General features: G+C 44.5%; 12 protein-coding genes. 7 read left to right on the forward strand and 5 right to left on the reverse strand.

Annotated features, from left to right (window positions below; genetic code table 11):
* Positions 1-145 precede the first annotated feature (145 nt).
* Positions 146-1,006, reverse strand: coding sequence for an AAA family ATPase (locus tag IGI88_RS08815; RefSeq protein ID WP_005232252.1), 861 nt, complete (start codon positions 1,004-1,006; stop codon positions 146-148).
* 312 nt (positions 1,007-1,318) lie between these two features.
* Here IGI88_RS08815 and IGI88_RS08820 point away from each other — a divergent pair, with 312 nt between their 5' ends.
* Together IGI88_RS08820 and IGI88_RS08825 are read left to right on the forward strand one after the other, a co-directional pair.
* Positions 1,319-1,696: a DUF1033 family protein gene (locus tag IGI88_RS08820; RefSeq protein WP_005227251.1), complete on the forward strand. Its 378-nt coding sequence runs from the start codon at positions 1,319-1,321 to the stop codon at positions 1,694-1,696.
* On the forward strand, positions 1,629-3,701 hold the full coding sequence (locus IGI88_RS08825) for a DNA topoisomerase III (protein ID WP_194199306.1): 2,073 nt from the start codon (positions 1,629-1,631) through the stop codon (positions 3,699-3,701). The genes IGI88_RS08820 and IGI88_RS08825 overlap by 68 nt, the downstream gene beginning before the upstream one ends.
* Positions 3,702-3,778: 77 nt before the next feature.
* Here the strand turns inward: IGI88_RS08825 and IGI88_RS08830 are convergent, their stop codons facing one another.
* From IGI88_RS08830 to IGI88_RS08840, 3 genes are read right to left on the reverse strand one after another with little or no spacing between them, the layout of a single operon-like run.
* A complete protein-coding gene (locus tag IGI88_RS08830; protein WP_194199305.1) occupies positions 3,779-5,332 on the reverse strand; it encodes a response regulator in 1,554 nt (517 codons plus the stop codon).
* Positions 5,310-6,758 carry a histidine kinase gene (locus IGI88_RS08835; protein WP_194199304.1) on the reverse strand — a complete coding sequence of 483 codons (1,449 nt, stop codon included), beginning with the start codon at positions 6,756-6,758 and terminating at the stop codon, positions 5,310-5,312. Before IGI88_RS08835 ends, IGI88_RS08830 begins: the two co-directional genes overlap by 23 nt.
* Positions 6,759-6,768: 10 nt before the next feature.
* Positions 6,769-7,773 (reverse strand): ABC transporter substrate-binding protein, encoded by a 1,005-nt coding sequence (locus IGI88_RS08840; protein WP_194199303.1) that lies wholly within the window; start codon positions 7,771-7,773, stop codon positions 6,769-6,771.
* Between the two features lie 232 nt (positions 7,774-8,005).
* On the opposite strand from IGI88_RS08840, the gene chvE reads away from it, so the two are divergent.
* From chvE to IGI88_RS08865, 5 genes are all read left to right on the forward strand, one after another.
* On the forward strand, positions 8,006-9,106 hold the full coding sequence (gene chvE, locus IGI88_RS08845) for a multiple monosaccharide ABC transporter substrate-binding protein (protein ID WP_429960360.1): 1,101 nt from the start codon (positions 8,006-8,008) through the stop codon (positions 9,104-9,106).
* Positions 9,107-9,252: 146 nt separating this feature from the next.
* Positions 9,253-10,782, forward strand: a complete 1,530-nt coding sequence (gene mmsA / locus IGI88_RS08850; protein WP_005232243.1) for a multiple monosaccharide ABC transporter ATP-binding protein — start codon at positions 9,253-9,255, stop codon at positions 10,780-10,782.
* A 1-nt stretch (position 10,783) separates the two neighbouring features.
* Entirely contained in the window at positions 10,784-11,980 is a 1,197-nt protein-coding gene (gene mmsB, locus IGI88_RS08855; protein WP_005227258.1) for a multiple monosaccharide ABC transporter permease, read from the forward strand.
* A gap of 12 nt (positions 11,981-11,992) precedes the next feature.
* Positions 11,993-12,328 carry a PTS sugar transporter subunit IIB gene (locus tag IGI88_RS08860; protein WP_008376144.1) on the forward strand — a complete coding sequence of 112 codons (336 nt, stop codon included), beginning with the start codon at positions 11,993-11,995 and terminating at the stop codon, positions 12,326-12,328.
* 220 nt (positions 12,329-12,548) lie between these two features.
* On the forward strand, positions 12,549-14,069 hold the full coding sequence (locus tag IGI88_RS08865; protein WP_016619659.1) for an alpha-L-fucosidase: 1,521 nt from the start codon (positions 12,549-12,551) through the stop codon (positions 14,067-14,069).
* Positions 14,070-14,198: 129 nt separating this feature from the next.
* Here IGI88_RS08865 and IGI88_RS08870 read toward each other — a convergent pair whose 3' ends face one another.
* A complete protein-coding gene (locus IGI88_RS08870; protein ID WP_008376142.1) occupies positions 14,199-15,308 on the reverse strand; it encodes an ABC transporter ATP-binding protein in 1,110 nt (369 codons plus the stop codon).
* Positions 15,309-15,355 lie beyond the last annotated feature (47 nt).

The following is a 15,355-nucleotide window of genomic DNA, read 5'->3' on the forward strand; positions in this document are numbered from 1 at the left end:
TATAACCAAGCAGAAGTCAAGTGAGGCAAAATTGCGGGAGTTGTCGCCTTCTATATTGCTCTGATCAATTTGATTTTGGTCTTTGTGTGAGTGTAGCGGAAAAAAATGCCAAAAGAAATCTTTGACGGAAAATGGTTTGCTTTGGTCATGATCGATCATCAAATTCGGCTTGATGTGCTTGAAAAAAGCGGTAATACTGCTGGACATTAGCTAACTGCGTCCACTTCCGAACATCGACAGGTGTTTGATCCAAATCATAGATTTTGGCTTCCTTTAAAGATAAAACGAAAGGACTATGAGTAGCAATAATGAATTGGCACTGTTCATAGCGGACAAAATCTTCCAGTAACTGCACTAGTTCCAGCTGACGATCAGCAGAAAGGGAATTTTCTGGTTCATCTAATAAGTAAAGACTGTTGGGACGAATTTTTTCTTGAAAGAAGCGAAAGGCACTTTCACCATTGGAATATTCTCGGACGTTGTCGATCAAGTGCTTGCGAGTGAATTTGGACTGTGTGTTGGATCGTGCGAGATTGACTTTCTTCAATTCATGGTAATCGTCAAAACCTGTGAAACGAAAGTCCGCATACTTTGCTTGGTAGTATTCTTGAAACACTTCTTCTCGGCGATGATCGATCCCTTGATTTAAGTTTCGAATATCAAGCATGAAGTCAAAGACGTCATCGCTGGTCAATAGCACTTTTTCTTGCGGTTCGTCGTTGCTACGAGCAGAACAGTAGGATAGATAGTCCTCGAAAAAATTCGACCGATTATACGCAGCAAAGCGCTGCGCGTGGATCTTTTCGGCAATCACGTTCAATGCAGTGGTTTTGCCAGAACCATTGCCGCCATATAAAATCGTGATTGGTTCAAAATCGATCTGCTGAAAACGGCGGGCACTGAGAATCTGAAAAGGGTAGTAAGAATCATAGACAGTCCGTTGGATAGAAAGGAAAAAATCAAACTCGGTTTCTTGATCGGGAAAAGTGATTTGTTCGAGATACATGGGGCACCTCCTGGCAGTTTCATGGTTGCCATTATTGTAGCATATCCATCACAGATAAATTTTTTTTTGCGAGGTTAAAATAAATCTTGTTTGATATTTTTTTAATCTTTTCCTGTTATATTCACAACAGGAAACTTCTGTGCTAGACTATAAGGGCATAGAAATGATGTAATCTTAAGCAACCAATAAAACGTACAAAAAAACGAAGGTTTAATGAATTCTTTAAGCGATGTTTAAATGCTGAAACTTATTCCTTGCAAGTTTAAGTAAAAGTGACTAATATGGGGAAGGAATCGTGAAAGGAGCAATGGAATGTATCAAGTAGTAGTCATGTATGGGGACAATGAACCGTGGTGGTTTTTTGAGGGATGGCAGTCAGATATTCAAGAGGCGTTCACATTTGCAACTTTCAGCGAGGCGCAGTCATTTTATGAACAAAAATGGCAAGAAATCAGAGAAGAGTATTCGTACATAAATGCAAAATCAAACTTTATGACGGCTTTTTGGAATGAAGAAGACGAACGCTGGTGCGAAGAATGCGACGATTACCTCCAACAATATATTGGACTGGCATTGCTCAAAGAATATCAGCAAGTCGTCGACGAAAGCAGGAAAGATTTTTATGAAACAACTAATTCTAGCGGAAAAGCCAAGCGTTGCCAAAGACCTCAGCAAAGTTTTGGGCTGTGAGCAAAAACATAAAAATTATTACGAAGGACCCAAGGCGATCGTTACTTGGGCCCTTGGTCATTTATTGGGCTTGAAAATGCCTGAAGATTTAAACAAAGAGTGGGCATCATGGCAGATGGAAACGTTACCGATGATCCCTAAGTCCATCGGGATCAAGCCGTTGCCAAAAACCGGTCATCAACTAAAAGCCATCAAACAATTGGCTCAAAGAAAAGATGTCGGGGAAGTCGTGATCGCCACCGATGCGGGAAGAGAAGGGGAGCTAGTCGCTCGCTGGATTTTGGAGTGGGTTCGTTTTGACAAACCAGTCAAACGTTTGTGGATTTCTTCGCAAACCCCTAAAGCCATCAAAGAAGGCTTTGCAAAATTGCAGTCAGCCAAGCACTACGATAATCTTTACTACTCCGCCCTTGCGCGGGCAAAAGCCGACTGGCTGGTAGGATTGAATGTCACCCGGGCATTGACGGTCAAATATCAAGACAATCTTAGTGCGGGTCGGGTCCAAACCCCTACCTTAGCTTTGGTGCGCAGTCAGGAAATGCAGATCGAGAGTTTCCGTCCGCAAACCTATCATGTGATTACCCTAAACGTAGGCGATGCCAAGGCTCGCCTGCAACAAAAAAATCCTTATCAATTAAAAGAACGCAGCGATGCCGAAGCATTGGTCAAACAGATGAGTCAACAGAATGGTCGCGTGACAGCGATCGAAGAAAAGGTCAAAACAGAAAGTGCACCACTGCCCTACGATTTGACCGAGATCCAACGAGAAGCCAATCAGCGTTATGGGTTTTCAGCCAAGAAGACCTTGTCGCTTGTTCAAAGCTTGTATGAAACCCACAAGATCGTCACTTATCCAAGGACGGATTCCAAGTATTTGACCAATGATATGAAGGCAACCATGAAGGAACGCCTGCAGGCAGTTGCGGATTTTGCCCCAGAAGTCAAAGGATACTTGAAAAACGGCGGACAAGTGGTGCAGCAAGCTGTCTTCAATGATAAAAAAGTCACGGATCACCATGCCCTGCTGCCAACGGAACAGCGGGCACGTTATGAAAAATTAACTACCGATGAACAACGGATCTATCAAATGATCGTTAGTCGTTTCTTAATGCTCTTTGCGAAACCTCATAAAAAACAGCAACAGAAAGTGACAGTGACCTTTGGTTCTGAGACCTTTGTGTTCAACCGCAATACCGTGTTAGAAGCGGGATGGAAAACGACTTCCGAAGAGGAAACCAGTGATGTGGCTTGGCAAAAAGGCAGTACCGTCAAGCCTGATTTTACCATCCAGAAAGAGTTGACCACACCACCGAAACCGTTGAATGAAGGAACTCTTTTAGGCAAAATGGAAAAACACAGTCTTGGTACGCCGGCAACCCGTGCGGAGATCATTGAAAAGCTGATCAAATCTGAGCTGATGGAGCGGACCCCAAGCGGCTTGCAAGTATCGCCAAAAGGCAAGCAGTTGTTAGTCTTAGTCAATCCTTCCTTGGTGACACCAGAGTTGACGGAAAAATGGGAGAAGGAACTGGAAGCCATCGCGAAAGGCACCTACTCTGCCCAAACCTTCCTCGCGCAAATCGAAGCAGACACTAAACAATTGGTTAAAGAAATCAAGCAAAGTGAGAGCAAGTACCAAGATTTCTCATTGACCCAAAAACGGTGTCCAGAATGCGGCGAACCATTGCGGGAGAAAAATACCCGTGATGGCAAGATCTATGTTTGTTCCAGTGGCACCTGCAAGTACCGTCGTCGGAAAGACCCGAAAGTTTCAAACCGACGTTGCCCGCAATGTCACCGAAAGATGGAGATCATTGAGGGCAAAAATGGCGCCTATTTCCGTTGTAAATTCGATGGGACCACCAAAAAAATGGCGGATAAAAAAGAGCGCAGCAAAAAGCTGTCGAAACACGAAGAACGCCGCTTGATGAATAAAATCAATCAAGAAGAACCGCAAGAAAGCCCATTAGCAGCTGCTTTAAAAGCTGCTATGGAGAAGAAATAACTGAATGAGGTAGAAAATAAAAAAGAGTGAGGACGATTTTGCTGTCTCTCACTCTTTTTTTGTATCCATTCATTCAACTAGGCATTTTTTTGACGGTATTCTTTCGGTGAGATACTTTCTTTCTTCTTGAACAAAAAGGAAAAATAATTTGGGTCATTATAGCCAACATCAAAGGCGATCTCAGATAGCCGTAGATTTGTCGTTAACAGCAGTTCCTTAGCTAAGGTCAATCGTTGCTCGGTCAAGTATTCGATAAACGTAGAATCAGTGGCTTGCGAGAAGATGGTGCTGAAGTGCGCCGGACTCAAATGAACTTTTTCAGCAACTACATTTAAGGAAATATTTGGATCAGAAAAGTGCTCACTGATAAAGGCTTTGGCTTGATTGATGACGCTTTGATATTTCGCCATTGCAGGATTGATGGGTTGTTTGGTCAATAGCGGCAACAGTTCTGCCAGAGTCGTTTGATAGTTCTCTGGCTCATGGGTCAATGCCGCTAGATAGTCTAAGTCATGGGCGTGCTGAACGATCTGGGGCAGCGAATGACTGTCTTTTTTCTTCAATAATGCCAGCAATTCGACCAAGACGAACAAACGGTACATTTGCGTTCGCTCAACGGTCCCTTGAGGCGCCATCAATTCATCGGTCAGCTCAGGGATCGTCTGTTTACCAGCATTTGCCAGTCTTGAAGCAAGATCGGTTTTGAAAGGATTGGTGGGGGACAGTTCCCCTTCCCGAATGTCATCTTCATAGCTGATGATTTTTTCCTTGCGGATGCTGCCATAGGTTTTTAGCATGTCACGAGCTTTCTGATAAGAAAGAGGGATGCCCGAGAAACGATCTGCTATAGGTCCGATCGCCACTGCCACTTCTTCCCCAGAACCATGAACGAGGCTTTGAGCGATCTGATAGGCTTTTTCTAAAACTTGTTCTCGGTCATGGTCAAAAAGTAAAAACTTGATGAAGCGGCTAGACACACTGGAGAACAAGACGGCATCATCTTGCTCATAGGCTTTGGTCAGCTGCTGGCTAAAGCGAGTGTAGTCAGAAAAGCTTTGATTGAAGGGGGTTTTTGCTAACAGCACACAAAACTGTTTGCCTGAAAAGCGCCGTCCCAGTTCTTCTGCTTGCAAAAAAGCTTCTGAGATCGTGATCTTTTGTTTAAAGAGATGATTCAGAAAGTGATTTTTTTTGATTTCCATTTCGAATAAATCGTCTTCTTTGGATAATTGCTGATGGGTGGTTTGTTGTTCATCTAAGTGTTGAACGACGGTTTTGATGGCTTGTTCTAATTCTTCGTTTTTGATGGGCTTGAGTAAGTAATCGTCTGCTTGCAGCAGCAGTGCCGTTTTTGCATAGTCAAAATCATCAAAGCCGCTAACAAAAATAATGCGAACTTGCGGCAATAATTTTTTGGCTTCTTTCGCAAAGACCAAGCCATCCATAAACGGCATTTTGATATCGCTGATAATAATATCCGGACGCAGATCAAGGATCGAAGCTAGCGCCAATTCGCCATCGGCGGCTTCATCGCTATAAACGATCGGGTATTGTTTGGCGAGAGTCATGATTTGGTGGCGTAAACTATCGCGAATCAGATGTTCATCTTCAACTATGAACACTTTGTACATGGTTGGGTTCCTCCCTTTTTGGTACTGTGACGTTAATCGTGGTGCCTTCTTGGTATTGACTGTGGATCGTCAGTTGCGCTTCGCTGCCGTAGTTCAGCTGGAGACGGCGATAGACGTTATATAGGCCATAGCCGCTCTCAGAGGCGGGATCAGTGGTTTCTTTAAGGTTACGACGAATCTCCTCCAAACGGTCAGGGTCGATCCCAATGCCGTTGTCACTGATGGTCATTTGAATCTGGTGAGGCAATTCTGACACTGTAATTCGAATCATGCCGACGCGACGGACAAACTTGGTGCCATGATAAACGGCGTTTTCAACTAGGGGCTGCAGGACCATTTTCAAAACCTGCAGTTCTGGACTGACGGTTTGATCTTCGATGGTGTAAGACAGCATCCTACCATAGCGAATCTGCAAAATCTTCAAGTAATCGCCCACATGCCGCAATTCTTTTTCCAAAGGAATCCAGTCTTGCCCTTTGCTTAAGGAGATACGGAAAAAATCCGATAACGCATAGGTCATTTCCGTTGCTTGCTCGTAACGGGCAGCTTCAATCAAAGAAACGATCGCATCTAAACTATTATAGATGAAATGTGGGGTAATCTGGGCTTGTAAGACCCGCACCTCACTTTGGGCTAAGTGATACTGCTTCAAGGCATTTTCTTCCAAGAGCCGGGTCAAGTCATCTGCCATTCGATTCAAGCTACTCGTCAAGGTCCGCAGTTCTGGGGTTTCTGGCAGTTCTGCTCGGTAGCTCAAATGTCCTTGGGATAGTTCGTTGGAAAGATCTAATAACCGATCCAATGGGTCTTGCAGATTGTCCCGAACAAAGCGCCGGTTTTTATTGATGATCGCAAAGATGATCAAAAGCAACACGACTTGAAAAAGGATCAGTAACAATACCGATTGGACTAGTTCGTGATTGGTTTGGCTGGCTAAGCTGATCTCTACCCCGACGAATTGCTGCAAAATATCGGATAGCAAATCGATCACCGAATCCACTTGGATCATGACGTATTGGTTTTTTTCCACCGGCTCATCCTTGAGAATATTGTCGATCAACTGTTGCTGATAGGTTTCTAAAGAATCGAGCGTCCGAAAGGCGACCGCTAAAATATTGAGCTCTTTCGCAGTGCTGGTATTTTCTTGGATGTGTTGCAGGTCGCTCCTCAATTCCTCAATTACATTGGTTTCTTGGACTTGTTCGACGGTTTTTTGGCCAAAGACTAAGTCCCACATTTCTTCCAAGACAATGGCATCGACTTTTTCCGATAGTTGATTGGCTTCTTCAATATTGTTGATGGTATTTTGGTAAATGAAAATCTGCCGTGAGTAAAACACACTACTTAGTACGAGGGGAATAAAGGCGACGAGGATCATCAGTTTATTCGTCTGTTGAAAGATGCCCTTGATACTTTTTGTTTTCATCTTCATCTCCTCAATAATTTCTCGGTGGAATCTGATCGAAATCCATGTCACTGGAAAAAACCGTTTCATGGACATAGATTTCACGAGGGATGGCATCGGCGCCGCGAGCCAAGTAGCGAGAGATGGCATTTTTGACGAACACCCCGGCATCTGGGTTGCACTCAACGACACAATTGACCACTCCTTGCTTCAATTTATCGATCATTTCTTTTTGAGCATCGATCGATACGATCACTAAATCCTTCCCCGGCTCAATATCGGTTTTTTCTAAGGCTTCTAGGGCACCCAACGTCATCTCATCATTGTGGCTGAACAAGACATCAATCTGTTCCATTTTGCCTGCTTCGATGTATTGTTCGATGACTTCTTTGCCTTTACGGCGGATGAAATCGCCGTTTAATTCGTCTACGACTTGGATCGTCACATTGTTATGGGCATAATCACGCTTGATGGTTTCTCGGAACCCTTCTGAGCGCAAATACGTCGGGGACGTAGCATCCAGTCCCGTCAATTCTAAAACATTGACTGTTTTGTTCTCATGCTCTTTATAATAATTACTAACGTAGAGACCTGCACGATTGCCCTCGGCTTTGAAGCTTGGCCCGATATGGGTCAAAAATAAAGAGGGATCGCTGACATTGACATGTCGATCTACCACGAAAACGGGAATCCCAGCTTGGGCCGCTTCTTCCAAAATCGGTTCCCAATTGTTTTCCTGAATGGGGGTAAAGACGATGGCATCGACTTGATACACGATAAAATTACGGATATCTTGGATCTGTCGCTCTTGATTCATATAACCGTTACGATAAAGGACTTCATAGCCTTCCTTCTCTAATTCAGTGCGGATCGATTCCGTATGGCGTTTACGCCAGCTGCTTTCCGTTCCCGACTGGGAAAAACCGATCACAATACTTTCTTCCGCTGTTTCAGTGGTTGTTTCTTTGTTTGCTTGGCAACCAGCCAAGCAAGCTAGAAACAAACAGACGAACAACCCAATTTTTATATTCCTCATTTTTTTCACCTCTATGGTCTATTCTACTAAAAAATACGGAAGCGCTTTACACAAAATATCAAATCAAATAAAAACCAAGGGAATCTTAAAAAATCCAAGATTCCGAAGAGAAAAGGGGGTAACTGGGCCGTTTTTTCTCAAGAAATCCAAGAAACCTCGAAAAAATCTAAATGTAAGCGATTCCTTAACTAGCTATACTGAATATGTAAGAAAAAGACATGGAGGGATCACAATGAAAGGTACTTTTGGTAAATTGGTCGTCCTAGCATCCACCTTATTGGTTGGTGGATTGTTAGCAGCTTGTGGGAATGGATCAGATAGCGGGGCAAACGGTGACGGAGACAAAGGATTTGTTGCGATCGCGATGCCGACCAAATCGGCAGAACGATGGATCGCAGATGGCAACAATATGGTAGAGGAATTAGAGAAGCTTGGCTATAAAACTGACCTGCAATATGGAGAAGACAAAGTAGAAAACCAAGTGGCACAAATTGAGAACATGATCACCAAAGGCGTTGATACTTTAGTGATCGCCTCGATCGATGGTTCGGCACTGACGGACGTGTTGGAAAAAGCCCATAACGAAGACATCACAGTCATCGCCTATGACCGTTTACTGATGAACTCGGAATACGTCGATTATTATGCCACCTTTGATAATTTTGGAGTCGGCGTGCTGCAAGCGTCTTATATTGAAGACAAATTAGGCCTCAAAGATGGTGAAGGACCATTTAACATTGAATTATTCGGCGGTTCTCCAGATGATAACAATGCACTGATCAATTATAATGGGGTCCTTTCGGTTTTCCAACAATACTTTGACAGCGGACAGCTAGTCGTTCCTTCCGGTCAAACCAACTTCAACCAAATCGCTACCTTGCGTTGGGATGGTTCAACCGCGCAAGCTCGGATGGACAATTTGTTGAGTGCCAACTATACGGATCAAACATTGGATGCTGTTCTTTCACCTTATGATCCAATCAGCCTAGGAATCATCTCATCGCTTAAAGGTGTGGGCTATGGTTCCTCTGATAAACCACTGCCTGTGATCACCGGTCAAGATGCGACGGTGGCAGGAGTGAAATCAATCATCGCGGGCGAACAAACCCAAACGATTTTTAAAGATACACGGGTGTTAGCGAAAAACACGATCGAAATGATCGAAGCCATCACCAATGGCGAGGAAGTGCCGGTCAACGATACTGAAACCTATGATAATGGCGTCAAAGTCGTACCAACCTACTTGTCAAATCCTGTTTCTGTGGATAGCGACAACTACAAAGAAGAATTGATCGATACCGATTACTATACAGAAGAAGAGCTGGGCATTTAAGCAAGGAGTGCAGATCCAGCGAGAAAAGATGCTAGTTTCCCCTAAAGCAGCAGGGAAGAACGAATCATCCCCAGTATTCGTTCTTTCCGCTTTTCTTACAAAGGGAGCGCATCACTTTTACATAAAAAGGAAAAGGGTGAAAGAACATGGCAGATAATATTTTGATGATGAAAGGCATCGTCAAAGAGTTTTCAGGGGTTCGCGCCCTTGATAACGTCAACCTCTCGATCGAGCGAGGAGAGATCCACGCACTGTGTGGAGAAAATGGCGCTGGCAAGTCCACGCTGATGAATGTCTTAAGCGGACTCTATCCTTACGGCAGCTATGATGGAGAGATCTATTATGAAGGGGAGTTATGCAAGTTCAAAGATTTGCGGGACAGTGAGGACAAAGGAATTGTTATTATTCATCAAGAGTTAGCCTTAAGTCCTTACCTGTCGATCAAAGAAAATATCTTTCTAGGAAATGAACAAGCCAAACACGGCATTATTGATTGGGATCTGACCGAAAAGAAAACAGATAACCTCTTAAAGATCGTTGGCTTGAAATTAGACCCGAATACGCTGGTTTCACAAATCGGTGTCGGGCATCAACAGCTGGTGGAAATTGCCAAAGCATTTTCAAAATCCGTCCGATTGTTGATTTTAGATGAACCAACCGCGGCGTTGAATGAAGAAGAAAGTGCCAATCTGTTAGAGCTGATCAAAGAGTTTCGCAACCAAGGGATCACCTCGATCATTATCTCCCACAAGCTGAATGAAATCGTCAATGTGGCGGATCGCATCACGATTTTACGAGACGGGCAAACGATCGAGACGCTGAGCGGGGCCGAAATCTCTGAAGAGCGTATCATTCGCGGTATGGTTGGGCGAGATTTGACCAATCGTTACCCAGAGCGGAAACCCGCTATTGGTGAACCGTTTTTTGAAGTCAAAAATTGGACGGTCCATCATCCAATCGACCATACCCGTGTGGTGAATGAAAATTTGAACTTGATGATCCGCAAAGGAGAGATCATCGGCATCGCCGGTTTGATGGGTGCGGGACGGACAGAGTTTGCCATGAGTGTCTTCGGTCATTCCTATGGCAGTTCGATTTCGGGGGAAGTCTATAAAGACGGCCAACCGATTTCTGTCAAAGACGTGCCAACCGCCATCAAAAATGGGTTAGCCTATGTGTCGGAAGACAGAAAAGCGTTGGGCTTGAATCTGCTGATGGATATTCGCGAGAACACCACCATCGCTAGTCTTGCCAAAATCAGCCGCCAAGGGGTCATCGATAAAGAAAAAGAAGTCACGATGGCAGAAGAATTTCGCAAAAAAATGCGGACGAAAACCAATTCAATCTATCAAAACGTTGGCAGTTTGAGTGGTGGGAATCAGCAAAAAGTCGTTTTGGCAAAGTGGCTGATGACCACACCAGATATCTTATTTTTAGATGAACCGACCCGCGGGATCGATGTCGGGGCGAAGTACGAAATCTATACGATCATCGAAGAGATGGCAGCAGCTGGCAAAGCCATCTGTATCATCTCCTCGGAGTTACCAGAACTATTAGGCATGTGCGACCGGATCTACACGATGAACGAAGGCCGCTTCACGGGCGAAGTGTTACGGGAAGAGGCAGACCAAGAACGATTGATGAATCTAATGACACTAGAAGAGAGTGGGGTTTGAGATGGAAACAACCAATAAATTAAAAAAAGAACGCAGCCATTCGCTGAAAGAAAAGGCACTGGAAATCTTTAGCAAATACAGTATGATCATTATCTTAGCAGTATTATTGGTGGCCTTTCAGCTCATGACCGACGGAATTTTCTGGCGGCCGCTGAATATCACCAACCTCGTGTTGCAAAACAGTCATATTCTCGTTTTAGCAGCCGGTATGCTTTTGGTCGTCTTGTTAGGACATGTCGATCTATCCGTAGGCTCCGTGATGGCGTTTGTCGGTGCGATTGCAGGCGTCTTGATGGTCAATAACGGCATCAGTCCTTGGTTGGCAGTGCCTCTTTGCTTACTGATGGGCGCAGTGATCGGTGCCTGGCAAGGCTTCTGGGTCGCGTATGTCGGTATCCCAGCATTTATCGTGACCTTGTCTGGTTTACTAATGTTTCGAGGATTGACCCAAGTCGTCTTAGGCGGTCAATCATTGGCACCGTTTCCCAAGGCATTCCAACAAATTTCCACCGGCTATTTGCCAGATATTGCAGGCGGTCAGATCCATTTACTTTCCATGATTTTAGGTGTAGTGATCACGGGCATCCTGATTTTAGGCCAATGGCGGACCCGTGAGCGCCGCAAAAAAAATCTTTTTGAAGTGGAATCAATGGCAGCCTTTGCCTTTAAAGCCGTCTTTACTGCGGTTGTTTTTCTCGGTGCTACCTACATCTTTGCCTCTTATCAAGGGTATCCGATCATTTTGATCGTCTTAGGGGTGATCGTGGCTGCCTATGGATTTTTGACTAACAAAACCGTCGCTGGTCGGCAAATCTATGCAACCGGCGGCAACAAAAAAGCAGCCGAACTTTCGGGAATCAAGACGAAGAAAATCACCTTCTGGGTCTTCGTGAACATGGGGATGATGGCAGCTTTGGCGGGCTTGGTTTTAGCGGCTCGGTTGAATGCAGCCACACCGCAAGCGGGAACGTCAATGGAATTAGATGCAATGGCCGCAGTGTATTTCGGCGGTGCTTCTACCTCAGGCGGTATTGGTACTGTGATGGGGGCGATCGTTGGTGGTCTCGTGATGGGTGTCTTAAACAATGGGATGTCGATCTTAGGGGTCGGTGTCGATTGGCAGCAAGCCATCAAAGGGTTGATTTTGCTGCTGGCTGTCGTGCTGGATATCTACAATAAGAAAAAGAAAATTTCGTAGGAGGGCCTGTTTATGGAGGACCAAGCACAAAAGACGATTTTATTGATTTGTACCGCCGGCATCACTACGGGTCTCTTAGTGAAAAACATGCAGCGGGCCGCAGATGAAAAAGGGCTAGCTGTGCATATCTATTCGGCACCAGCCATCATTGCTGAACAGATCCTGCAGCAGCAAACAGTCGATGCTTTGTTGATCGGTCCGCAGTCGAAGTACGAAGTCAATCGATTAAAAGACTTTCTCATGGTCAAAGCGGTGCCATATAAATTAATCAAAGAAACAGATTACGAGCTGTTAGATGGCGAAGCTGTCCTTACAGACAGCCTGACCCTTTTACAAAACGATCGCTAGGCTCGCGTAAAAAGATGTGTCTTTTAGCGTTTGAATATGTTGTTTAGAGTAGTGCCTTGCGAATCCCCCAAGCAAGCACTACTCTTTTTATCGTAAAGTAGTTTGATCACCTGATAGGGAAGAACCGTCGATTGAATGCTGCTTCGGTCAGTTCTTGAGCTTTGTTTGCCAGTGAGTGGACAGATGACGGAAGTACAGTAAAGGCGGCGGATCTTTTCCAATGAGGAAACAGTCAAGAATCGATCTTGTATCTGTTTCTTTAAAGCAGCAAACAACTCATAGAATGGAGGAACAGATTATCGAACCAGCTGAACTTACCCAGATTCGCCCCAGTAAACGACAACTGCAGTGGCAGCAGCTGGAATTTTATGGCTTTATCCACTTTGGTCTCAATACGATGACCAATCGTGAATGGGGGCTCGGCAATGAGTCGCCAACGGTATTTGACCCGCAAAAGCTAGACTGTCATCAATGGGTTTCTGCAATGAAGCAAAGCGGTATGCAGGGAATCATTTTGACCTGTAAACACCATGACGGCTTTTGCTTATGGCCAAGCCAGCACACTGCTTACACAGTCGCTTCAACGCCCTGGCGCAATGGTCAAGGTGATTTAGTGAAAGAACTTTCTGATGCTTGCCGTCAAGCAGACCTGAAATTCGGCATTTATTTATCGCCTTGGGATCAGCATGAAGCTTGTTATGGAATGGGGCAAGCCTATGATGATTTTTATACGGCGCAGTTGACAGAACTTTTAACCAATTATGGTGATATATTCGAAATATGGTTAGATGGGGCCAATGGTGAAGGACCCAATGGAAAACGCCAAAACTATGATTGGGAACGGTATTATCAAGTGATTCGAGAGCTGCAACCCAATGCAGTGATTGCGGTTTGCGGACCGGATGTCCGTTGGGTAGGAAACGAAGCGGGGCAAACCAGACTTCAAGAATGGAGTGTGGTGCCAGCAGCATTAAAGGATGCTGAAAAAACAGCGAGTCATTCGCAAAAAGCCGATAGCACAGCGTTTCGGCAATCGATTTCCAGTATGGAAATGGATTTAGGAAGCCAACAAGCGCTGAAAAAGTACGGCATTAAAGAAGCTGCCGAATTGGCTTGGTACCCTGCTGAGGTCAACTTATCGATTCGCCCCGGCTGGTTTTATCATCCATCAGAAGACCAACAAGTAAAAAGCGGCGCTGAGCTCTGGTCTTTTTACAAGCAGATCGTTGGGGGCAATAGTTCTTTTCTACTTAATGTGCCGCCGATGCCGGATGGTATGATCCATCCAACGGATCAAAAGGCATTGCAGCAATTAGGTCACTCGATTAAACAATTGAAAGAGGTGACGACTGAAAGGAACGGCACGTTTGCGAGTTCTTCAACCAGTGTGTCCAGCAGAATGGATAAGCTCCAACTATCTCAAGCGTTTGGCCAGTATTGGAAACCGGACTTGGAAGACAAACGGCCATGGCTGACCCTACATTTTGCAGAACCGGTCGTCATCAATTCACTTGTATTGAAGGAAGCGATTCAATATGGGCAACGGGTAGAAAAAGCAAAAATTTTTCTGCAAACTGTAGCAGGACCACAGTTACTGACCGAAATAGTGACGATCGGCTATCAAAAAATCATCAGCTTTGAAGCGGTCGGCGTGTCTGCTGTCAAAATCGTTTTTACTCAAGTTCGGCAAACACCGATCATTCAAACCATGGCCGCGCGCTATGTGCCTCAGGAAGAATAAAGTAACCCAAAAACAGACAGTCGGCTGACTGTCTGTTTTTGAGGGATACAAATAAGGAATAAAAGTGGATATTAGTTAAATGCGACTGCCTAGGGGGCAAATCCGAGAACAGTGCATGGTAACTACAAATTAAGGAAGTGTGATGACATTTTCTGAATCTTTGTCGAAGAAATGCGCTTTGTTGATGTTGAAAGCTAAATCAACTGTTTCACCTGGACGGTGGAAGTCGCGGGCATCAACTTTCGAGATAAATTCAGTCGCACCTACACGTGTATAAAGCATTGTTTCTGCACCTAATAGTTCAGATACGACCACTTCAGCACGTACAGTTGCTTCAGGAGAAGCTTCCAATGCGATTTGTTCACTGTGGATATCTTCTGGACGAATACCAAAGACTAATTGTTTGCCTTCGTAGCCTTTTTCAACAAGAATCTTATTCTTGCCTTCAGGAATACGTAAATTCAAACTTTGACCATCAGAGATCATACCGTTATTCAACGTAACATTGAAGAAGTTCATTGCTGGTGAACCGATAAAGCCGGCAACGAAAATGTTTTTCGGTGTGTTGTAGACTTCTTTTGGTGAACCGATTTGTTGAATGAAACCATCTTTCATGATAACGATCCGGTCAGCCATGGTCATCGCTTCTGTTTGGTCATGGGTTACATAGATCGTCGTTGTTTCTAAACGTTGGTGTAATTTTGCGATTTCCGCACGCATGGCAACCCGCAATTTCGCATCTAAGTTTGACAACGGCTCATCCATCAAGAAGACTTTGGCATCACGAACGATGGCACGGCCTAAGGCAACCCGTTGACGCTGACCACCTGAAAGGGCAGCAGGTTTACGATCTAAGTATTCTGTCAAACCTAAGATCTCAGCGGCATTTTCTACGCGTTTTTTGATTTCTTCTTTGTCGTATTTACGCAATTTCAAACCAAATGCCATGTTGTTGAAAACAGTCATATGGGGATACAATGCGTAGTTCTGGAAAACCATCGCGATGTCGCGGTCTTTTGGTGCCACATCGTTCATTACTTTTCCACCGATGCTCAATTCGCCTTCAGAAATATCTTCTAAACCAGCGATCATTCGAAGGGTTGTTGATTTTCCACAACCAGAAGGTCCAACGAAAACGATGAATTCGCGATCCGCGATATCTAAATTAAAATCAGTTACCGAATACGCATCATTATTGTCATATTTTTTGTGGATATTTTTTAAGGCCATTTCTACCATTGGGATTACCTCTTTCCATTTAGTTTACATGAATAGCATAAATGAAA

It is taken from the genome of Enterococcus sp. AZ179 (genome assembly GCF_050498885.1).
Lineage (GTDB): Bacteria > Bacillota > Bacilli > Lactobacillales > Enterococcaceae > Enterococcus_D > Enterococcus_D entomosocium.